This window comes from Rhodococcus pseudokoreensis, from assembly GCF_017068395.1.
GTDB classification, from domain to species: Bacteria; Actinomycetota; Actinomycetes; order Mycobacteriales; family Mycobacteriaceae; genus Rhodococcus_F; species Rhodococcus_F pseudokoreensis.
This window is the reverse complement of sequence record NZ_CP070618.1, coordinates 95,267-116,590: the sequence shown is the minus strand read 5'-3', so window position 1 is coordinate 116,590 and position 21,324 is coordinate 95,267. Positions and strand designations below refer to the sequence as shown.

The window sequence follows — 21,324 nt, the reverse complement described above, 5'->3', positions numbered from 1 at the left end:
ATGTGTCGGGGTCCTGCCATCGAAGCCCTGCACGAGGACGTCATCGATGCTGTCCGAGTGTCTGGGTACGCTGTCCCCACGGCAGTGCGGGTGTACGACGTTCCGCTGTAACACAGGTGCCAGTCGCACGCCGGAGGTCTTCCGGGTCGCTGCACTGCGGTCCAGCTCTTCGACGATGAATACCGGTGCCTCACCCAGGTAGGAGTCACGAGATGATCCCGAACGATCACCACGTCCCGGTCCACACCGGCAGTGTCCACACCGAACCCTGGCGCACCGCGGCCGCCGACACCCTTCGCTCTTGCCTCGACGAACGCGCACGCCTCTCCCGGACGGGGAGGAACTCGGGCGACCACCGGCCGCCGCTGGCATTGCGCCTGTATCGCGCCGAGGACCTGCTGCCGCTGACCGCCGCGACGCCTACCCCCGAGACCGAGACCGAGACCGCACGTCGCAAGAAGCTGAGTTTCTCGCCGGGAATCGCCCTTGACGCCCTGGCCGGCCGCCGCACGGTCCTGTGCGACCCGACCACCGCGACACCAGCCGGTGATGCCGAGGTCGTGCGTCTCGGCCGGCTGGACGATGAACCCGAGGCCTCAGGCGAATAGTTCCTTCATCGAACCGCCACCACTCGACCCAAAACAACCGTTGACCGGCGTTGACGGCATGTCCCCGGTCTCGATTTCCTGCGCCGAACAGAGAGGTACCAATTCGTGACCGAACTCCCAACTGATCTGAGTGCACCACCGGTGCGGGGCAGCGGGGCGGCCCGATGATCGGGCGTCCCCCGACATGGGGAACCCCGTTTCCGGGTGAGGTGCTGCCCACGGTGGAACGCGAAATCGGCGCCCTCCGATCGGAACTCGCGGTGCACGACGGTGACAGCAGCCCGGTCGTGGGGATGTTCCGCCGATACCTGGAGCTGCTCGAACGCGACGGATTTCTGCTGCGCGACCGCGATCGGTTCGAGATTCGGCGCTTGCTCCGGCGGGCCCAGGGCCAGGTCACATCCACCGCGGTGTTCCTCGCCGGCGTCGTGGCGACGATCCTCGGGGCCGGCGGCGCCTGCATCCTGATGGACTACACCGCCGCCGCGCTCGGCCCGGCCAGCTTTCTCGCCGGAGTCCTGGTGGGAGCCGTGATCGCCGGTACCGTGATGCGAGTAGGCACACGTGAGCTGGAGTCGTGGACAGCGCACCTCGCCGACACCGCGATGGCGAGCCTGAACGAACGACTGCCCTGACCCGTCGCGGTCCCTCGAGACCGGGAGCGTCCGATGAGTAGAGCGGGGAATCGGCTGATCGCGCCGATGCTGGCCACCCCCGGGCCGCCGCCCGAGGACACCGACGGTCTCTGGGCGGCGGAAATGAAGTACGACGGCTGCCGCATCCTGGCCGCGGTCGGCGGCGATCGCCCGCCGGTGTTGTGGACCCGCAACCTGACCGTCGTCACCTCCTCCTACCCCGAGGTGACGGAGGCGCTGACCGCCGCGTTCGGCGGCCGCGGCCGCATCGTCTTCGACGGCGAACTCGTCGCCCTCACGCAGGGCGGCCCCTCATTCGCGCGGCTGCAGAAGCGAATGCACACCGTCCGACCGGGCGCCGCGCTGCGCAGGCAGGTGCCGGCGACATTTCTCCCCTTCGACGTCCTCTCCCTGGACGGGGAGGACCTGACGCACGCCCCGTATCTCGATCGCCGTGCCGCACTCGCCGACCTTGCCCATCAGCTGCCCGTCGCGGGCCTGCCCATCCAGGTCCCGCCGCACTGGGTCCAGGTCGAGAGTGAGGTCATTCTGGCCGCGGCCCGCGATTCCGCGATGGAGGGTGCGGTGTTCAAGAAAGTGTCGTCGATCTACCTGCCTGGACAGCGAACCCGGTCGTGGCGGAAGGTGCTTTTGCGCAATCGAATTAGCTGCATAATTCTGGGTTGGATTCCAGGCGAGGGAGGCTGCGCAGCCGGGTCGGGGCACTGGTGCTCGGCGCCTACGACGACGACCACGTCCTTCAGTATGTGGGCACGGTCGGAACAGGATTCAGCATGGCCGTGCGCAGGCAACTTCGGGAGAAGCTGGCCATCCTGGAGCGCCGCACCAGTCCGCTCGGGGTCGACGCCGCGGCCGTGGAGGAGTACGAGGCGGTGCGCTGGGTCGAACCCGTCATCGTGGTCGACGTCGCCCGTCACCGTCACGGAGGGCTGCGGCACCCGTCGTACCAAGGGCAGAGACCGGACGTCGATCCAGTGACTGTCTTCGTGCCCGAATCGTAGAAGACGCCGTCAGCTGAGGAGGAGGAGTGACGTCGTTGCAGGAGTTCGTGTGGTGGTTGCTCGGGGATTCGGTGTGGTACGTCCCCATTCCGGGCTTTCGGGAATGGATGGGCTTCGGATAGTGCGTGGTGCGAGCGAAGGGAAGCCGCTGTCGCCCTTCCCCGGTGACAGCGGCTTCGTTTCCTTCCCGGGAACGCTACGCAATGCAGGTCTTACCCGGTCAGGGAGACGGTGCCGGTCATATCGCCTCTCGGCAAGTGGTCGCTCGCAGCGACTTTTCTGGTGTGGTACCCGGGGTATGTCCCGCCACCGTCAGCCTCTTCAACGACCGGGTGTCGGGTGATATTCCGGACCCGTGCGGATTGGGAACCACCTGATGGTCTAGACACCCTGGCTGGTGCCCATAGTTCTTTGGTGGAACTCCTGGCACTGACTCCACACCTACCATGCGCCACCGGAGACGGGCGGACGCCCGCGTGGTCGCCGAGTTCGGCGAATGGGTGACTTGTGACGACGGCAGGTCCCGGAGGAAGGACGAAGAGCGGTACCGGAGTGAGCGCAGGGTCGTTCGGATCGCCGCCTTCAGTATCGGCCAGATAATGGCTGGACACGACATCGTGCTCAGCTCGTCCGCCTTCGCCACGATTCCGCGCGCAACTGATGGATTCCACGAGTCCGCGCGCATCCCGATGCTCATCCTCGGACCGCAGGTTTCTGCACCATTTGACGCACCCATCCGGCAATCTTCACCGGACGGGTCAAATGGCGATTCGCCAGCTTAGAGCGGTACCGGTGAACGCCCCCTTCTGGGCCGTGCCGCTGGAGGTTCGGCTTACGAACAACTGCGGGACGATCAACAGATAATGGATGCGTGGCTGTCGATTCCTCACCTGTCTCCACTGCCATCGCGCACGTCAGCGGCCTCGCCCAGGGTGTCCCGCTCGATCGGACACTCCGTGTGACACTGCACTTCCACCCAGACCTCCCCTTCACCGACAGCTCGACGCTGGAAGCGATCGCAGACCGCGGCGCGTACTTGTCGCAGTTCGAGACCCAGACCGGAAACGGTGGACTGACTGCCTACCCCGGCGGCGTCAGGTGGAAGTGGGAAAGCCGCATGTTCGGTGGCGCCTACGACGAGCACGAGTCGGCAGAACGGCCGAAGTATGGATCGCTGAACTACCGTGCCGACCCCTATGGCGGATCACCTCGTTTCGGCTCCTCCTACTTCCTGCTGGCCGAGCACACCCTCGACCGCACCACTTTCTGCTTTCCCGACAGCGTCTTCGAGCCCGACCTGTTCGGCACCGCCGAGGCGATGAACTTGATGGAGGCCGCCGCCGCGGTGGACTTCGACGATCCGCTCGACGACTACATCGAGGCGCACGTCCACGGCACCATCGACATCGCGTCGGACGTCGAGGCCCTCGTTCTCGACCCCAGCTACCGCGACACACCCTTCGCCGAGATCGCCCGGTCGCTCGCCTGCCCGGTGTTGTGGCATGACGGGTACACCGTGGCCGTCGAGAAGATTGCACACTATCCTGACTACCGGGGACCCCACATCGTCGACCTGGCCCGAGGCATTGCCCACGATGGCGTGCTCACCCCGTCCATCCTCGGTCGCGCACGGGGTGCGTCCTTCGACCCGCAGGACCTGAAAAAGGTGTGGCACTACATCGCCCGATTCGGCACCAGAGCATAGGGATCGGCGCACTTGAAGAAAGGAAATGGCGGACGTCGATTCACGCTCGTCGACTGGTCCCACCCGCCTTAGGAATGGTCGGCCAGGACTGCCTCGATACCGCGCCTCGCCACCGTAGCCAGAGCGGGATTGGTGCCCTGGTAGTACGGCAAAGCGATCAACCCGACGGACAGGGCCCAGCCGCGTCCGCGAGCCCACGTCGTGTCGTCGACCGCGAGGGCATCACGGAAGACTTTCCGCGCCTGCGGACCGAAAAGAGTCCACCCCACCATGCAGTCGCATGCTGGATCCCCGATCCCGAGGCCGCCGAAGTCGATCACCGCGGTGAGTCGACCCCGGCGGGTCAGCAGGTTTCCCGACTGTAAGTCTCCGTGGATCCACACCGCTTCCGTACTCCACCCGGGCGCATTGAGGGCCGCGTCCCACGCCCGCTCAACGGCGCGGGTGTCGAGGACTCCGCGCAAGGATTCGATCGCGGACCGCGTGGGTGCATCCCGCTGCACCAGTGGCACACCGCGGTTGAAGTTGTGCGATCCGGGTAGCGGTCCATTCGTGGTGTCGATCCGATGGAGGGCGTTGACGAATCCGGCAAGCTCGAGCGCAGCGTGGTGGGAATCGGCAGGCGGGGCATTGGTCGCATTCTCTCCGTCGAGCCACCGATACACCGACCACGGCCAGGGGTAGCCCACACCGGCCACTACCACGGCAACAGGTATCGGAACGGGCAGCGGCAGGAGCGGCGCCAACGCCGGCAGCCAACGATGCTCCTTCTCCACCTGTGCGACGGCCGCTGGGGTCCGCGGGAGCCGAACCACCAGGGCCTCACCCAAGCGGAACATCGCGTTGTCGGTGCCCGCAGAACGAACCGGCTCGATGGACAGATGTGCCCACTCCGGAAATTGCTCCTGGAGCAGCCGTCTGACGCGGACCACGTCGACCTCGATTTCATCGTCGTGCATCCTGATCCCAGAATTGGAGTCCTGCGCCATCGGAGGAGCGTACGAGCCGCCGGCTGAACGGACAACCGGGTTTCGTCGACTCACCGGGCAACGATCCGCTGCCGGGCGGTCTTCGTGAAGTCGATCAAATAGGAGACTTCAGAGTCCTACAGCGCCGTCAATCTGTTCCCGCAGTAAATCAGCGTGGCCATTGTGCCGGGCGTACTCCTCCAGCATGTGCGAGAGCACCCAGCGCAGAGATACCGGTCCTTCGCCGGGTTCGTTCCCGGTGACCTCGAGATCTGACACGGAGTTGACGTAGTGTTCCGCGAATGCGACCTCTGTCCGCCACGCGTGAAATGCTGCGACGACCGTCTCAATGTTTGCGCCTGCCACGTCGAATTCGTCGCCTGGAGTTGAGAAAAGTGCGGAGGCTTCTTCACCTGCCATCACCCGGCGGAACCAAAATCGTTCGGACTCGGCGGCGTGCCGAAGAAGCCCCAACAGCGACAGCGAGGAAGGGCTCAGCGGCTGAAGCGCGAGTTGCTCAGGGGTGAGACCGGCACACTTGAGTTCCAATGTGTTTCGATGCCACCGCAGAAACGCCAACACGTTTGTTCGCTCGTTAGCTTGCGTGGGCCGTTTTTCTCGCACGATTCTACTGCTGGCGATGAAAGGCGTAGCTGCCATGTTTCATCCTTCTTGTCCGATCCTCGGTCTACGCTGGATCGACCCTGCGCTGCTTGTCGACTACTCCGCCGTCCGCCACCTCGGCAAAGATGCGGTATCGGAGCGGCGTGTTCACAGATGCTTCTCTACCGGCTTCACGCCGTTGGCGGAAGATTTTCGATCACCCCGCCGGCGGTCACTGGTCGACTTTGACGGAACGTCAGAGTTGCAGGAGCATCGTGATCGCCCCGCCCACCGTGCCGACTGGTTCGAATCCGAACCGCTCGTACAGACGCAGCGCGTAGTTGTCCGGCTCTACGCTCAAGCTCACCGCCGTGAGGTGCTTCTCGCGGGCAGCGTCGATCAACATTTCCAGCAGACGTGTGCCGACTCCGTGACCCCGCCACCTGTGCAGGACTCCGATGGTCAGTTCCGGTGTCACCGTGTCGACGAACCCGTAACCCGGGGTGCTTTTCGGCAGGAATCGCAGCCACGCTGCTCCGACCGGACCTTCATTCTCCGCGATGACGCCGAGATCTCCCGCACGCGGCCAGCCGGTGACGTAGCGCGCCAGCTCTGGCTTCGCCAGCACGTCCTCCACGCTCCCCGATGGGCTATTGGGGTGCCAATAGGCCGCTGCTGCCAGCATTTCCGCAAGAAAATGGGCGTCCGAAACTACAGCAGGCCGAAGGCTGAGTGTCACCGTCAAACCATACCGACGCGGCAGCCGGACATGTGACGACGGCGCGGAAGACTGGGATGGAGCCACACAGACGGTACCTTTTCCGTTCGATCGAGTCGGTGCCAGGTTCGGGTGGCTCAATCCGTCTGTCCGTTCCACGCACCGTGATTTCAACCCTGACCGCGGCTGATATCGGTCACAAAGTTGCAGGTCGACTCGATCGGGCCGCACCTCCGGCGTCGCGCATACGGTCACTGCCGTGCGGTGTGGTGGGCGCTCGTCTGGAAATATCCCTACATGGTGAACAGATCCTGCCCACGATCGTGCGTGTCATGACGCATGCGGTCACGGTTCCGGTCGCACCCGCTGGCAGTCTCGTCGGCAGATGCTGGCAGGTCTGGGCAGTTGCGTGGCCGATCATCATGGTGTCAGCGATCAGTTTGATTCTCAGTGCCACCGATACCGCGCTGCTCGGACACTATTCGACGCAGGCGCTGGGGAGTGCCGCGGTGGCTTTTCCGATCTGGATCCTGTTCACGGCGATCATCATTCCGTGTGGTTCGGCGACACAGGTTCTGGTCGCTCGATGGCACGGCGCTGGGGACAGTACGTCGATTGTCCGTCTTGCCGGGGTCGGGTTCGTCGGTGTCGTGGCGGCGGGAACAGTGCTTGCGATTGCGGGTATCGCGGGTGCATCGGTGATCGTCGAGGCTACGGTGCCCGGCCGGCCTGAGGGTGGTGTCGACCCTGGTGTGGCGCACGACACCACGTCGATGCTGCGCATCTTGCTGATAGGACTGCCGTTCACGGCGGTCACGGCGCACCTGCGCGGACTACTCGGCGGTGTGGGGGATACCCGGACGGCGGCGCAGGTCACTGCCCTCGTTGCATTGGTGAACATGCCCCTGGCGTGGGTGTTGATTTTCGAGGTCGGTCTCGGGCAGGTCGGTTCGGCGATCGCCACGACCCTCGCCACTGCTTTCGGCGCGGCGTATCTGACATTTCGTGCGCGGGAAACGCTCGGCGAGTCCATCGAAGCGGCGAAGCGGGCCTCACCGGAGGGTCGCCGGGATCTTGTACGAGAGTGGCTCCGAATCGCGTGGCCGGATTCCGTCTTCGGCCTGTTCAGTTACGGCGCGGATGTCGCGTTGGTGGGGCTTGCGGCGGGACTGGGGGCTGCGGGGTTGGCAGCTTTTCGAGTGATGGGCTCGGCGGTGTCGGTGGTCTGGGTGATCATCTTCGGGTTGGCGTGTGCGATCGCGATACTGGTGGGCCAACGACTCGGGGCCAGGGACCGGGACGGGCACGAGGCATTTGTTCGTGCCGGAGCGGTGTTGATGCTGGTCGGGTCCAGCGTGGTGTCTGTGGTGCTCGCTTCATTCCCGGGGCTGTTCTTCGGCGTGTTCACCGACGACCCCGAGGTTCTCGATGTGGTGTCGGGGACTGTCGTCATTCTTCCGGTCATGACACTGATCATGGTGGCTGAGCTGGTGTATGCGGCTCAGCTCCGTGCGTTGGGCGATACCCGGGGGATCATGTACGTCTCGGTGCTGGCCACATTCTGCGGAACGGTGCCCGCTGCCTGGTTCTTCGTGGAAGTCCTCGATCGCGGACTGTGGGGCATCTATCTCGGACTGTTACTGGGATGGATCATCCGGTCGTCGGCGGTATGGATCCGCTTCCGGCGAACGGTCCAGCCTGCCCGGTAGCGGATCGCTAATCGGTCCCCCTTCGGAAGGGCTCTGTGCGAGTGTCGGCTCATGCACTCTTGCGATGATGAGCCGACGGACGACGACCACGACCTTCTCGACCTCGAGGAACCGGTCATCGACGATGGCATTCCGCAGACGATCGAAGACTTCTTTCGCGACTCGAGGGCCGGGGCAGATCCACATGAGCCCTTCCAAGTTGTCGCCGGCTCGGGTTTCCGCCCTCGCGAAGAATCCACCCTCGACGACCTCAAGACGAGTTCGATTTCCGCCCGTCCCGAAACCGAGCACAAACGTGTTCCGAGTGAATTCAGCCAAGTGCAGGCTATTCCCGGGGCACTGCAGCTCATCGACTACGACCCAGGACTCGTCAGAGCGATCCTCACGCTGGACGCACCTACCCAACGCCACCTCGCCCACTGGTGCGCAACTCAGGCGTACGAGTTCTCAGGATTGGCCAGCAAGGAGTGGGTCGTTCCGGCTCTCGTGGCGATGCGAAACGGACGACCCCTACCAGCGCCGTTCGATGATATGCAGAGCGCGATCCAACGGTGGATCGCCGATCGAACCGAAGACGATGAGCCGCAAGGGGACCCCCACTATTCCCTCGCCACTCGGCGCAATCCTTTCGACAATGGCGGATTCAACGTCCCCTATCAGGCGATCCCCGCACTCTTCAGCGCGCTCGACCGCGACCCGGTGGCTGCGGCACTTCGCACGCTGTCATACGCGTCGCATACGTATGGCGCGAGCGTAGACGACCTGCACCGCGCCCTGAAGCAGAGCTTTGTTCCGTAAGCGGATCCGCTTGGGGGACGAGACGCCGGCGGCCGACGGCACGCGCTGGCGCCGAGCTCGTCCCGGTGCGGGTTTCACTACCGGTGAGCGAGGTTCGCTCTCAGGGAGGCGGCCACACCCTCCATGAGTGCGTCGAGCGGTGTCCAGATATGCCAGAGTGTGTGGAGTGAATCGTGACCATCGGCAACAGGACTATTCACTGCGCTTCGAGTGGGGACTGACCGGAGCCACCGCAGTGGCACCGGACGCACACGTCGCGGTCATCGTCGATGTTCTGTCGTTCACCACCACCCTGTCAGTCGCGATCGATGCTGGTATCGAGGTCCTTCCCTACCGATGGCGGGACACTTCTGCGGTGCGGTATGCCGCCGACCACGATGCCGTGCTTGCCGTGGGCCGGAGTTCGGCAACGCCAGGGTCGATCAGTCTGTCGCCCAGCACCATTCGTTCGGCACAGGGGGTGGATCGCCTCGTCCTTCCGTCTCCGAACGGCTCATCGATCGCGTACGAGCTGGAGTCCTCCGCGGGAACCTGCCTCGGAGCGTCGCTACGCAACGCCCGCGCGGTCGCCGAATGGATCGCCGACAACTACACGCAGGAAACGGTGGTGGCGGTGATCGCAGCCGGGGAAAAGTGGCCGGACGGCACCTTGCGGCCGGCAGTGGAAGACCAGTGGGGCGCCGGCGCTGTGATCGCTGAGCTGATCTCCCGGGGCTGGACGGCATCGCCTGAAGCCGAAGTTACCGCGGTGGCGTGGGAGGCGGTGTCCGGTCGAATAGCGTCGGCGCTGCACGGGTGTGGATCCGGTCGCGAACTCGTCACGGCTGGATATGCCGAGGATGTGGCGATCGCAACCGAAGTTGACCAGAGCCGTTCGGTACCCGTCCTCAGAGACCACCGATTCGTCGATTCAAAGAACACCTGACACCGCGTCGCGATCGGTGACCGGACGGGACACTCTCCTCACCATTCGTTTCGATCAGAGGTGATTGGAAGACGTGACCTTATCGAGCAGGCCTGGTCTGATCAACGGATGGACCTGGGACAGCTTTCGGACGAGGTAGAAGAGATCTCGAAACACTACGCCGAACGCTTCGGGATCGAACGTGATGCAGCATGGTTTCTGCTGAAGCTACAGGAAGAGGTTGGCGAGCTGACCCAAAGTTTCCTGATGGTGACGGGACAGGCTAGAACGAAGGAGCGCTCACCGGACCAGTTGGCGGCAGCACTCCGGAACGAAGTGGCCGATGTTCTCTGTCAAACGTTGCTGCTAGCGCGTTTTCATGACATCGACCTCGCCGCAGCGGTCAATGAGAAGTGGCTGGTCTGGAAGAGCGGAGACGCGAACGCTCAAGGTGTCCATATCGACTCCCGGTAGTCGATCCACGAGGAGGGCCTTCCGAGCACTGAACGTTCGTCGAGGGATGACCGGAACCGATCTTCAGTGCGCTGAGACGCGACCGTGTCGGTGCAAGTTCTGGTACGCGCGAGATACAGGTTCAATCAGATAATGGATGCGTGCCTATCGATACCCCTCCGGGGCACATAGCCATCGCACACGTTCGCGGCTTCGCCGAGGGCGTTCCGCTTGACCGGGCACTCCGTGTGACCGTGCACTTTCACCCAGATCTCCCCTTCAACGGTGCTTCGACGCTCGAGGCGATCGCGGACCGAGGCGCATACCTGTCACAGTTCGAGACCCGGACAGGCAACGGTGGTCTGACTGCCCACCCCGGCGGCGCCAGGTGGAAGTGGGAGAGCCGCATGTTCGTTGGCGCCTACGACGAGCTCGAGCCGGCGGAGCGCCCGAAGTATGGATCGCTGAACTACCGCGCCGACCCATACGGAGGATCTCCTCGTTTCGGTTCCTCCTACTTCCTGCTGGCCGAGCACACCCTCGACCGCACCACTTTCTGCTTCCCTGACAGCGTCTTCGAACCTGACTTGTTCGGCACCGCCGAGGCGATGAACTTGGTCGATACCGCTGCGGCGGTGGAATTCGACGATCCGCTCGACGACTACATCGAGGCGCACGTTCACGGAACCATCGACATTGCGTCAGATGTCGAGGCCCTCGTTCTCGACCCCAGCTACCGCGACACGCACTTCGGCGAGATCGCCCGATCGCTCGCGTGCCCAGTGTTGTGGCACGACGGATACACAGTTGGCATCGAGGAGATTGCACACCATCCTGACTACCGGGGGCCGCACGTCGTCGACCTGGCCCGAGGCATCGCCGACGACGGCCTGCTTACCCCGGCCATCCTCGGTCGCGCACGGAGTGCATCCTTCGATCCGCAGGACCTGAAGAAGGTGTGGCACTGCATCGCCCGATATGGCGCCCGAGCGTAGGTTTCAGCGTTCCGCTCGACGATCGGCTATCGGCACAGTGTGGCGCCGATGCGGCAGTGGGAGCACGATCGAATCGAACCTGACAAATATCGGCGGCTTGCACAGCGAAGCCGGACAGGTTAGTCATGTCTTATGACCGAGAATCCGGGGACCCACGCGGGTTTGGAGATCGGCGACAAGGTCAAGGTTCATTCTGAGGGCACCTCGGTGTTCACGACCCATGAGCATTGCGGCGACGACGCTCTGGTCGAGTCGGTTCTCAGCGCCCCAGGGACTTACCCATTCCACACCAAGCTCGACCGCCTGGTCCCGGTCGAGTCCTGACACCCGCACGATGCTCCTGACCTGCACAGACGACACGTCCCCTTTGGACGTGACCCTCACTGCTTCATGGCGGTGACCGCATCGCAGAGACTCGGGTGTGTTCTCGGTGATCTCGCGCATGACCACGACGCCGGAGGGGCCGACTCCCGTGCTGCGGTTCGGATGTGACGGCCGGGGGCCTGGCCTGCGTGGGTCACCACTGCTGGAGGGGGTGTGCCATGCTGGGGGCACAGTGTCGAAGTCGGGGGACAATATGACTGTTCATACGTTGGTGCGGTCCACGGGCAGGCGTGGGTGGACGGTGCGGTGCGATCTGTGTGAGCACACCTTCACCGCGGCCGGCGCCAGCCGAGCTCAGGCGGTGGCCTTCGCCGAGACGAACGGGTGGATCGTCGGCGAGCGTACGTGGTGCCCGATGTGCGCGGTCACCCACACCTGCAGCCGCACAGGCTGACTCACTGATCCACGGGCGCTGACCCGGTGCTGCGGGGCGGTTGCCGGGCTGTGAGGATGTACCGGAAGAACTGTTGGTCTGCATAGAGGGGACGGGTGTGATGGGGGAGCTGGCGACGGCGAACAAGGTGCACGTGATGGTGTCGTACTGGTGGAGCCGCGGGGACGGACTCGCCAACCATCAGCTCGGCCAGATCCTCACCCGCACATCCGGTGTGGACGAGTTCGACATCACCGATCCGCAGTCGATCGACCGAGCGTTGCGGATCGCGGTCACCGATCCCGCGGTGCTGGCCGAGCTGGACGGGTGGTGGCAGATGGCCGAAACCCGGAGGGCCGGCAACAACACCCGGAATCCGGGTCTGGGTCTGGACGCGTCGATTCGGTACCTCACCGACCGGCTCGACGCCGACACCGTCACCCCGGAAGCGGTCGGCGAGTGCCGGCGGCAGGTCACCGCGGTCGACCAGACGATCATCGGCGCGAAGGACCTGCCCGAACTCACCCACCCGGATGCCGAGATGCTCGATCTCCTGGCCCGCTACCTGGAGGCACGGTCCCGCGTCCTGGCCCTGGCGTGAACTCACCCGACTGAGCGGCAGTGGTGTGGGCAGGCTCGGACGGCGATGTCGGCGCACTGATCAGGTGGGGACGTGTCGTTCACACAGGTCACGGCGCCTATTGTTCGCGGTGGTTCAGAGGTTCCAGAGCCCGAGCAGGGCGGTCCGCAGGGTGGGGGAGGCGATGCGGTGATCGACCCGGAGCCGGGGATTGGGGTGTCCGAGGTCGGCGAGCATGCGTTCCGCATCCGCTACCGGGATGGGCGCAAGGTCGGCTCGGCTGCGCAGCAGATGCCCGGCGGCGCCGGGGGCGTGGAGGATCGCGATCGCCTCGGAATCCACCACGGCTGGGGGATGAACCCAACTATTGTCCGCGGTCACGAACAGCAGAACATCACCCCGCTCGAGGCGAGTATCGGATCTGTGATGGCGGAACCATTCGAGCTGGTACTTCGCCGCCGGCCCGGCCGCGCCGCGCTGCCGGCGCGCCTGAGTCGCCCACAACTCCTGCTCGGTCGGGCCCGGATCGTACTCGACGGTGTGGTGCACAAACATCCGCGGGATCTTCGCGGGCAGGAACCCGGGGTCGCCGCGCCCGCGGCTGGTGACCCCGGGCAGGGGTACCGCCCGCCCGATCTGCCATTGCGCGGTGGCGTTGTCGAGGAATACCTGGTCGATCTCGGTGGTCTCCTCGATCCCGTCGATGAACGCCCGGACGGAGGCAACGATGTCGGGGTCGTCGGTGATGACCACGGCCTCGTCGGCGAGGGTGGAACTGTGGGAGGCGTTCGCGGAGCCGATGACTGCCCGCCGGTCGGTGGCGATGACGTTGGCGTGCAGGTTCGGTGACGACAGCACCCGGACTCCGGCGTCCAGGTAGTGGGCGAGCGCGACCGGGGAGGTGGCGTGCGCGCGGACGGCGGCGCGGGAGGCGTTGACGATCAGGACGTCGCCGGCGCGTAAAGGGAGCAGGGTGGGGGCGTCCTGGCCGAGGTGGGCGATCGCGGCATGGCGGGGTCCGCGCGTGCGGATGGCGCGGGTGATGTGCGGCCACGGGCTCGGCCCGTGGAAGGCGGTCCCCATAGGAAAACGGTAGCGGGTCGCCGCGCCGGGTTTGTCCGATCCGCGCATCGCGGGCGCACGTGTCATTCGCCGCGGCGGGCTGGTGCGTCACCGGTGCCACGCCTGCGCGCGGCGGTCCGCGTGGCTCTCTTTCTGTTCGTCAGTGCACGGCATGAACATATGCCTTTGTGACGCAGCGAGACCCGTGTTGAATCGCAACTTGCACATAGCAATGTCACATTGTAAGGTGATGGAATGCTGATTCGAGGGGAGATGCACATGTCCACCACTGCAGTCATCGAGGAGTCCGCCGAGCTGGCGGCTGCACGCGCTCGTTACTGCGCGGCGATCGGAGGCGGCTCGCACGAGGAATTCGTGGCCGCCAAGGTCGCGCTCGTCGAGTTGGGGACCGGGCGCACGCTGTCCGGGGACGAGATCGACTACCTGTAACCGGCGAACGAGGCTCCTGCCGCCCGGTGGGGGCCTCGTTCGTGCGTCGCGGCCGGACGCACGGGTGCCGGCGACGGGTGTTCGACGCCTCACGACACGTTCGGAGGCCTTCACCGGGCCACGCCCGACATCCTGGCCCCGCCGACTGGCCCGGGCACACACCCAGCTCCCAGAATGCGCCCGGATGGATCCCGCGCGCCCGCCTGTCACCGAGAAGGGACCCGCCATGTCTGTGCTGATTCGCCCGACCTACCGCTACACCGACCCGGCCCTGACCCCGCCGACCCCCGGCGCCGCTCTGGTCCTGGAGGTGGGTCTGGTGTTCTCCCGTCCGGGCGTCGGCCCGAAGGGCGGCGGCCGGCACGGCGGCATCCCGCTCGCGGTCGGCCCCACCACCACCCTGCTGCGCCGTCACGACGGCACCCGGCTGCGTCTGCCGAACACCGATCTGCTGCTCTGGCACACCCCGTTCCTGATGGCTGGCCACCGCCACGGCGTGGTCGGCCTGCACCATCGGCCCGGCTGGGAATGGCTGGACTGGACCCTCGCCGACCACGTCACCCACGACCACCACACAGCTGCCGCGGCGCCTGCGCACGGGGTCACCCCGGTGCGGGCGGGGCAGTCGTCACCGTTGGTGATCGTTGGCTGCGGGTCACGAAAGCGGACGGGGGTCGGAGCGGTTCCGGCCGGTGCCCTGTACCTCGGTACCTTTCATCGGCTCTGTCAGCGGGCCGCCCGCCGGCTCGCCCCGGTCGAGTCCATTCGAATATTGTCCGGAAGGTTCGGGTTGCTTCCCCTCGATACCGTGGTCGCTCCGTACGAGATGCGTGTGGGGGAACCGGGTTCGGTCACCGCCGACACTGTCCACGCGCAGGCTAGCGCCCAGGGACTCCTGGATCTAGAGGACGTGATCGTCCTCGCCGGCCGCGACTACAGCCGCATCGTCACCGCGGTGTGGCCGCAGGCCCGGACCCCGCCCGCGGGATCGGCGAACAGCAGCAGCGCCTCGCGCGCATCGCCGCCATCGGCGACGCCGCCCTCGATACCGGTGGGTCGTATCCGAGGTCGGCATGACCGAAACGTGTGGGTGCCGCGCGATAGATTCCGACACGAACAGACAGCTGGGGTCAGGGAGGGAAAAGCAGAATGGCGACCGTGTTTTGTATCTCGCACCACGCCAGGGGAGCGGTGCCGGCAGGGCGAGGGATCGTCGAACCTTGCGGAAGCGACGGTGAGTAGGGCATGACAGCCGAGAAGGTAACTCCCGCACCGTCTGAGGTGCACTGGGATACCGTCGTTCTCCACCAGTCCGAGCCGCGACCCTCACCCCTGGCAGATGGTGTCGGGTCCGCCCTCGGCGTGGTCGCCGCAGTCGGGGCGGTCTCCGCGGCGGTCACCGCGGTGATGCTCGTGGCCGGAGGTGTGGGAGCGGCCTTTCTGCATCTTGTCTGGGGGACCACCGACCCGGCCCGGTCGGACGAGGTGATCGAGGATTTCCTCGCCGTCCTGCCCGAGGCCGCGACGACACTGCTGGTGACGTGGCTGCTGACCGGCGCCGCGGTCGGCGGACTGCACCTCGTGGACCGCAGCGACCGGAAACGGCAACCCGCCCGGATCCTCGGCGGACAGCTGCGGCAGGCCCCGGAGGAGTTACGGCGGCCGATGAGCGACGCCATCCTGGCGGTCGAGCGAATCAAGGGGTCTCGGGCGTTCCGGGACGGGATGTTCACCGACCTGGACCTGCGGGCGGCCATGTGGGACCTCGGAACCCAGGTCCTCGCCGCGACCGAACTGCACGAGGCGATGACCGCGGCCGCCGGCACCGGTTCGGGGACACTCACCCCCGAGGAGGGCCGGACGTACACCCGGGCACACGCCCAGATCGAGCAGGCCGCGCGGGAGCTGCGCCAGGCCGCGGACACCGTGGCCGACCTGGACACCGACCTCGCCGCCGCCGACACCGCGGCCCGCGTCGCCGACGAGCGTGCCCGCCAACTCGCCGAATCGGACGCGCACGTCGTACGCCTGGCCCACGCCCACACCGCCGCCCAGGCGAGCACTTCGACAGCCGCGACCACGGTCACCGACCTCACCGACACGATCACCACTCGCGCTCACGCCTACCGGACCCTGCCGCGGCCGTGACCGCCACAGGTCCAGCCCGGGTGCCGGGCTGATGGGTACGCTGCCGACACTGCAGCCGGGGCATGCGACATCCGGCGTTTGCACGGGGGATCGCGGGGGCGTCTCACGCGATCGACATGAGCTGAAAAGGTAAGGGGAGGAAGGCATATGAATTTTCTCGACTATCCGGAGGTCAGTGACCATCTGACGAACTGGACCGCCGCGGGGTGGTGGGGTGGATGGGCGACGCTGCTGCTGGCCGTGCTGGTGGGGGCGGTGGCCGAGTTCACCGCCCGCACCGCCTGCTGGAAGATCGGTGGCGAGGACCGGTGGTGGCTGTGGCCGCTCGCCGCCGCCGTGCTGTGGGTGGCCTCGATCTGGGTTCTCGCCGTCGCGCTGAGCGACCTGGGCCGGCACAGCACCAACTCGCAGGTGGTGGCCTCCATCTGCCTCGGTGGTGCGCTGGTCGGTGCCGCCGCGTTCTATCCGGCGATCAAGGTCGCCGATACCGTGTTCGGGGACCCCTACGACAGCAGCGGATCGCGGCTCCGGTTCCTGGTCGGTGCCCTTCCCTCGGTCGTGGTGGTCGTCACCGCGGTCGCGGTCATCGTCAGCGAGTACTCCATTCGCGGCGAGTTGTTTCAGGCGTTCCTGCGGATGACCCTCGTCCTCGCGTTCTTCGGCATCGTGGTCGGGGGTGTCGTGAAAGTCGTCTCCCGGCCGAAGAACCGCTCCAGCTACCGCTACTGACTGCCGGAGGAGGTTCCAGGTCCGTCGAGGGGGCGGTCCAGTGCGATGACCTCGTAGGCGGGGGCTGCTTGCAGAGAGTGTTCTTCGGCGTCGACGGGCAGGGTCAGGTGCCGTGGTGCTCTCTGCCGTCGATGGCCGAGAGCAGGTAGTGCGGGCAGGTGAGCACCTGCCGCGGCACCGCAATCGCCTGCCGGTCGGTGTCGAGGTACAGGCGGTAGGCGAACTGGCCGGGCCTGTGGGTGCCGGTGTCCGGGTCGACGGCGCCCAGGAAGTATCCGTGCGCGGTGCCTGCGGTGGAGAAGATCGCCCGCACCCACTCGGCGGGCTCGGCCGGCGGCAGATACCGTGGCCCGCCTGTTGCCGCGTCGACGGTGTGCACGATGACCGTGACAGCAGCCCCGGCCGCTGCGGGGAACCCCTGTCCGGCCGGCACGTCGAACGGGGTAATCGAGGTGTGGATCCGCAGTGCGATCTCCGCCGCGGTGCGCGCCGTGACCGTGACGGTGTGCGGATCCACCCACGTGTCGTCGAGGGCCAGATTTGGCAGCGCCGAGTCGGGATCGGCGCTGAGATCTCCGGTCTGCTCGGACATGGGGGCAAGGATACGGTCCACCGGCACCGGGTCGAGAGGAGAGGCTGCACCTCGCCCGGCCGGCAACTGCTGTCGAGAATGACGCGCTGACCTGCGGTGACGGCACGTCCCCTGATGTGTCGCCCCACCCGCGGCGTGCTCGAAGACGCGCTCACTCTCGCTGCCATCCGCGACAACCTCGACCCGTCGCCTACCGCGACACCCACCTGTCTGACACAACGCACACATGCGGGCGAGCGTGGAATGCGTTGCCCTTAAGGTGATACGGAGGCAATACGACAGGGGAGGGATCACCAGCGATGTCTCGGTGCGCCGCTCGTCCGATGCACCACGCGCGCACGACCTACCCCGATGAGGAGGAATCACCCCATGGTCAGTGCCCAGGCGGCACACCACGCCAGCCGGAACACGAGCAGCCCGGAAGAACTCGCCGCCCAGGCTCTGGCCCTGCACGCGCACTACTACTCCGGCAATGGGTCGCTTTCGCGGAGCCGGGCAGCGCAGGACGCCGTCGACCTGTTGCCGGATCTGGCGTCGGCGATCACTGCCCTCCTCGGACCGGCTTTGCCCGCCCCGCTTACTCCTGTCACACCGACTCCCGTCCCGCCTGTTTCTCCTGGCGGCCCGGCTCACCCAGTGGCCGATACGTCCCCGTCAGAACTTCGTGGCAAGGCGGAGGAGCTGCTGCGCGCGCTCGCCGGCCCGGACGCCCGCCTGCGCGACGACCAATGGACCGCGATCGAAGCACTGGTCGTGCACCGCAGCCGCGCGCTGGTGGTGCAGCGGACCGGGTGGGGAAAATCCGCGGTGTACTTCCTGGCCGCGCAACTGCTGCGCAGCCAGGGGAGGGGCCCGACGGTGATCGTCTCGCCGCTGCTCGCCCTGATGCGCAACCAGGTCGCCGCCGCGCAGCGCGGCGGCGTCCGTGCTGCGACCATCCACTCCGACAACGTGAAAGAGTGGAAAACCATCCACGCCGACATCGACGCCGACCGAGTCGATGTGCTGCTGATCAGCCCCGAACGTCTCATCAAACCGGGCTTCCGGGAGAAGGTCCTGCCCGTCCTGGCCGCCAACAGCGGGCTGGTAGTAGTCGACGAGGCGCACTGCGTGTCCGACTGGGGCCACGACTTCCGGCCCTCCTACCGCGGCATCAGCGCACTCCTCGCCCAGCTCGGCGGCGACGTCCCGGTCCTGGCGACCACCGCCACCGCCAACGACCGGGTGATCAGCGACATCGCCAGCCAGCTCGGCGTCGGCGCCGACACCACCGGCACCGTCGTCCTGCGCGGCGGTCTGGATCGGCCCTCGCTGCACCTGTCCGTGATTCACCTCGACGACACGGCCGCCCGGACCGCATGGCTGACTGAGCGACTCGACGAGCTGCCCGGGTCGGGCATCATCTACACCCTCACGATCGCCGCGGCCACCGAACTGGCGGCGGTGCTCACCGAGCACGGGTACCGCGTCGCCGCCTACACCGGACGCACCGACGCCGCCGACCGCGAACGTTTGGAAGCGGATCTGCTGGACAACCGGGTCAAAGCGCTCGTCGCGACCTCCGCGCTCGGGATGGGTTTCGACAAACCCGACCTCGGATTCGTCGTCCACATGGGTGCCCCCGCCTCCCCGATCTCCTACTACCAGCACATCGGCCGCGCCGGCCGCGCCCTGCCGCGGGCGGAAGCCATCCTGCTGCCCGGGAGCGACGACCGCGAGATCTGGGACTACTTCGGATCTCTCACCTTTCCCCGCGAGGAAATCGTGAGGCAAGTACTCGACGCCCTCAGTGAAGATCGGGCCCAGCGGCTCAAGACGCTGTTGACCAAGGTCGAGCTGCGACGCACCCGGCTGCTGATGGTCCTGAATGTCCTCGAAGTCGACGGTGTCGTCGCCCGGGTCCGGAACGGGTGGATTACCACCGGTGCACCCTGGTCCTACGACGCGCAACGGTACGACGGTCTCGAAGCCGCACGGGAGGCCGAGCAGCAGGCGATGATCGACTACCAGCACACCCACGGCTGCCGGATGGAGTTCCTGCGACAACAACTCGACGACCCCGACCTCGACGACGGCCTCAATCGGTGCGGTCGCTGCGACAACTGCGCCCAGGGGTGACCACTGCTGTGCCGCAGTGATGAGGCCGCGCCGCGTGGTGACCATCGACGACTGATCGCGGCGTGGTCGCTGACGGACACGTGAGACGGTCGGCTTCTCGTCCGAGCGTGCCGATGCGGGCCGTGCGAGACCGGTCTGATCCCACCTCGGATACACCCTGCCGAGCTCCCACATATCAACGGCCGGTTCCTCTGCATTGCAGACGATATCGACGTTCGGTCCGGTATGCCGGCCACGGTCGAGGTGGTGGCTGATGTACCAGGGGACGAGCTTGCCGGCCCGCCAAAGGTCGTACTCGTCGCTGCCCGGTTCGACGAAGGGGCCACTGACGGTCAAGTCGCCGGCGAACAGTGTCAGGTGCGCGCGGGCCTCCGGTGAGTCCACACTCTGTTCGCCGCTCGGCAGTTGCGGTTCGGTCTGATCGGCGGCGGTCGCGGATCTGCGACGAAAGAACGTGAACATGGGGTGTCCTGTCGGTGTGAGGGGCGGACGGAGCTGGCGCTGCACCAGCGGCGGGTCATGTGTCGTTGTCGTCGATCCTAGGGGCGGAACCGACTGTCATCGCCTCCGCCCGTCGTGCGGAATCCAGTCTCGATCCGCCGGCGGGCCTGGGCCGGTGGGCCCGGCGCACCATCGGCTGTCGACGGCTATGGTCTGGTTGCGCATCGGATGCTTCACTCTGGCGGTGGGCGGGATGCGAATCAGCGGTGAACAAGTGGAGGGTCTTGTGATAGAGGTCTATTTCAAGGACATGATCGAGGGTGTGGCTGATGCGCTCGACCGCATCAACGAATCACCGGACGGTGCGGACCCGGCGCCGACCGCGCGGCCGTCCTACGACGTTGACGGGCGGAAGGTCTCTCCGACGGAGGGCGCCCGGATCGCTGGCCAACGAATCTGGGATTCGGCCAACGGGCATAACCCGACTTCCCGCCGACCGGTTCAGGCGCGGATCGATGAGCTGGAGGATCTGCGGGAGCAACTGAACGTGGCGATCGACCATGCAGTGGCCGAACTTTCGGGTTTTGTGCACCCGGAGTTCCGGACTGGATCGAACCGGCCTAGCTGATTTCGGTAGGCTGGCCGGCGCGGGAGTACGGCACTGGTTTGGTCACCGGATTGCTGCCCCCGTGGTAGACCCGCCTTGTGGGTCCGAGCGTGGCAGGCCGTCAATTGGGGCAACTCATGCTGCCACGCTCCGTCTTTTCAGGGTGGGATCGGCTCGGGGAGGATGATCGGCGGCGCACAACAACAGATGTCGGTGCGCTGATCGCGCGGGGACGTGTCGTTACGCAGGTCACGGCACCTATTTCTCGCGGTGGTTCAGAGGTTCCAGAGCGCAACGCCGTCCGCAAGCTGGGGGAGGCGATGCGGTGGTCGACCCGGAGTCGGGGATTGGGGTGTCCGAGGTCGGCGAGGGTCTGTTCGGCGTCCTGCACCGATGGGGGAGAGGTCGGCTCGGCTGCGCAGCAGGTGACCGATGGCGTGGGAGGCGTTGACGACGAGCACGTCGCCGGCGCGCAGCGGCAGCAGGGTGGGGGGCGTCCTGGCCGAGGTGGGCGATCGCGGCATGGCGGGGTCCGCGCGTGCGGATGGCGTGGGTGATGTGCGGCCACGGACTCGGCCCGTGGAAGGCGGTCCCTAGAAAAACGGTAGCGCGGGGCGGGAGTGCTGAACCGACATTGGCTCTGACCGGGTCGCACGATGCAGTTCTGAGATCGGTTGCACCGTCCGTATCTGCGTAAGTAGTGATGAACTGCGAAGACGACA

General features: G+C 66.2%; 20 protein-coding genes and 3 pseudogenes. 17 read left to right on the top strand and 6 right to left on the bottom strand.

Features of this window, described 5'->3' with window-relative positions; all coding sequences use genetic code 11:
• The first annotated feature begins 212 nt into the window (after positions 1-212).
• The 4 genes and pseudogenes from JWS13_RS45425 to JWS13_RS05125 all read left to right on the top strand — a co-directional run bounded on the left by JWS13_RS45425 (position 213) and on the right by JWS13_RS05125 (position 3,970).
• On the top strand, positions 213-608 hold the full coding sequence (locus tag JWS13_RS45425) for a hypothetical protein (protein WP_241032099.1): 396 nt from the start codon (positions 213-215) through the stop codon (positions 606-608).
• A 221-nt stretch (positions 609-829) separates the two neighbouring features.
• Entirely contained in the window at positions 830-1,243 is a 414-nt protein-coding gene (locus tag JWS13_RS05135) for a hypothetical protein (protein WP_241032098.1), read from the top strand.
• A 33-nt stretch (positions 1,244-1,276) separates the two neighbouring features.
• Positions 1,277-2,265, top strand: a pseudogene (locus JWS13_RS05130) (ATP-dependent DNA ligase).
• A gap of 871 nt (positions 2,266-3,136) precedes the next feature.
• On the top strand, positions 3,137-3,970 hold the full coding sequence (locus JWS13_RS05125) for a DUF3626 domain-containing protein (protein ID WP_206004805.1): 834 nt from the start codon (positions 3,137-3,139) through the stop codon (positions 3,968-3,970).
• A 68-nt stretch (positions 3,971-4,038) separates the two neighbouring features.
• Here JWS13_RS05125 and JWS13_RS05120 read toward each other — a convergent pair whose 3' ends face one another.
• From JWS13_RS05120 to JWS13_RS05110, 3 genes are all read right to left on the bottom strand, one after another.
• Entirely contained in the window at positions 4,039-4,929 is an 891-nt protein-coding gene (locus JWS13_RS05120; RefSeq protein WP_206004804.1) for an aminoglycoside phosphotransferase family protein, read from the bottom strand.
• 138 nt (positions 4,930-5,067) lie between these two features.
• Positions 5,068-5,598, bottom strand: a complete 531-nt coding sequence (locus tag JWS13_RS05115; RefSeq protein WP_206004803.1) for a DinB family protein — start codon at positions 5,596-5,598, stop codon at positions 5,068-5,070.
• 199 nt (positions 5,599-5,797) lie between these two features.
• A complete protein-coding gene (locus tag JWS13_RS05110) occupies positions 5,798-6,280 on the bottom strand; it encodes a GNAT family N-acetyltransferase (RefSeq protein WP_338050649.1) in 483 nt (160 codons plus the stop codon).
• Between the two features lie 311 nt (positions 6,281-6,591).
• Between JWS13_RS05110 and JWS13_RS05105 the strand changes: the two genes are divergently transcribed.
• The 7 genes from JWS13_RS05105 (at position 6,592) to JWS13_RS05075 (ending at position 12,476) form a co-directional block, all read left to right on the top strand.
• Positions 6,592-7,968: an MATE family efflux transporter gene (locus tag JWS13_RS05105; RefSeq protein ID WP_206004801.1), complete on the top strand. Its 1,377-nt coding sequence runs from the start codon at positions 6,592-6,594 to the stop codon at positions 7,966-7,968.
• A 51-nt stretch (positions 7,969-8,019) separates the two neighbouring features.
• Positions 8,020-8,766, top strand: a complete 747-nt coding sequence (locus JWS13_RS05100; RefSeq protein ID WP_206004800.1) for a hypothetical protein — start codon at positions 8,020-8,022, stop codon at positions 8,764-8,766.
• Positions 8,767-8,932: 166 nt separating this feature from the next.
• Complete coding sequence (locus JWS13_RS05095) at positions 8,933-9,691, top strand: 2-phosphosulfolactate phosphatase (protein ID WP_206004799.1); 759 nt, start codon at positions 8,933-8,935, stop codon at positions 9,689-9,691.
• A gap of 108 nt (positions 9,692-9,799) precedes the next feature.
• On the top strand, positions 9,800-10,144 hold the full coding sequence (locus tag JWS13_RS05090) for a nucleoside triphosphate pyrophosphohydrolase family protein (RefSeq protein ID WP_206004798.1): 345 nt from the start codon (positions 9,800-9,802) through the stop codon (positions 10,142-10,144).
• A gap of 140 nt (positions 10,145-10,284) precedes the next feature.
• The gene (locus JWS13_RS05085; protein ID WP_206004797.1) at positions 10,285-11,118 is read left to right on the top strand and encodes a DUF3626 domain-containing protein; all 834 of its coding nucleotides are present in this window, start codon (positions 10,285-10,287) and stop codon (positions 11,116-11,118) included.
• A 132-nt stretch (positions 11,119-11,250) separates the two neighbouring features.
• A complete protein-coding gene (locus tag JWS13_RS05080) occupies positions 11,251-11,442 on the top strand; it encodes a hypothetical protein (RefSeq protein ID WP_206004796.1) in 192 nt (63 codons plus the stop codon).
• A gap of 554 nt (positions 11,443-11,996) precedes the next feature.
• The gene (locus tag JWS13_RS05075; RefSeq protein WP_206004795.1) at positions 11,997-12,476 is read left to right on the top strand and encodes a hypothetical protein; all 480 of its coding nucleotides are present in this window, start codon (positions 11,997-11,999) and stop codon (positions 12,474-12,476) included.
• A gap of 114 nt (positions 12,477-12,590) precedes the next feature.
• Here the strand turns inward: JWS13_RS05075 and JWS13_RS05070 are convergent, their stop codons facing one another.
• Entirely contained in the window at positions 12,591-13,538 is a 948-nt protein-coding gene (locus JWS13_RS05070) for a phospholipase D family protein (protein WP_206004794.1), read from the bottom strand.
• Positions 13,539-13,796: 258 nt separating this feature from the next.
• Here JWS13_RS05070 and JWS13_RS05065 point away from each other — a divergent pair, with 258 nt between their 5' ends.
• The 4 genes from JWS13_RS05065 (at position 13,797) to JWS13_RS05050 (ending at position 16,844) form a co-directional block, all read left to right on the top strand.
• Positions 13,797-13,967, top strand: a complete 171-nt coding sequence (locus JWS13_RS05065) for a hypothetical protein (protein ID WP_206004793.1) — start codon at positions 13,797-13,799, stop codon at positions 13,965-13,967.
• Positions 13,968-14,193: 226 nt separating this feature from the next.
• Positions 14,194-15,216 (top strand): DUF6884 domain-containing protein, encoded by a 1,023-nt coding sequence (locus tag JWS13_RS05060; RefSeq protein ID WP_241032096.1) that lies wholly within the window; start codon positions 14,194-14,196, stop codon positions 15,214-15,216.
• The gene (locus JWS13_RS05055) at positions 15,213-16,115 is read left to right on the top strand and encodes a hypothetical protein (protein ID WP_206004792.1); all 903 of its coding nucleotides are present in this window, start codon (positions 15,213-15,215) and stop codon (positions 16,113-16,115) included. Before JWS13_RS05060 ends, JWS13_RS05055 begins: the two co-directional genes overlap by 4 nt.
• 147 nt (positions 16,116-16,262) lie before the next feature.
• Positions 16,263-16,844 carry a hypothetical protein gene (locus JWS13_RS05050; RefSeq protein ID WP_206004791.1) on the top strand — a complete coding sequence of 194 codons (582 nt, stop codon included), beginning with the start codon at positions 16,263-16,265 and terminating at the stop codon, positions 16,842-16,844.
• A 103-nt stretch (positions 16,845-16,947) separates the two neighbouring features.
• Here the strand turns inward: JWS13_RS05050 and JWS13_RS05045 are convergent, their stop codons facing one another.
• Positions 16,948-17,436, bottom strand: a complete 489-nt coding sequence (locus tag JWS13_RS05045) for an N-formylglutamate amidohydrolase (RefSeq protein WP_206004790.1) — start codon at positions 17,434-17,436, stop codon at positions 16,948-16,950.
• Between the two features lie 636 nt (positions 17,437-18,072).
• Here JWS13_RS05045 and JWS13_RS05040 point away from each other — a divergent pair.
• Both JWS13_RS05040 and JWS13_RS05035 read left to right on the top strand, forming a co-directional pair.
• A pseudogene (locus tag JWS13_RS05040) lies at positions 18,073-19,542 on the top strand (RecQ family ATP-dependent DNA helicase); the annotation flags it as partial.
• Positions 19,543-20,203: 661 nt separating this feature from the next.
• Entirely contained in the window at positions 20,204-20,623 is a 420-nt protein-coding gene (locus tag JWS13_RS05035) for a hypothetical protein (RefSeq protein ID WP_206004788.1), read from the top strand.
• 413 nt (positions 20,624-21,036) lie between these two features.
• Here JWS13_RS05035 and JWS13_RS46395 read toward each other — a convergent pair.
• Positions 21,037-21,160 (bottom strand): annotated as a pseudogene (locus tag JWS13_RS46395) (phosphatidylserine/phosphatidylglycerophosphate/cardiolipin synthase family protein); the annotation flags it as partial.
• Positions 21,161-21,324: the final 164 nt, after the last annotated feature.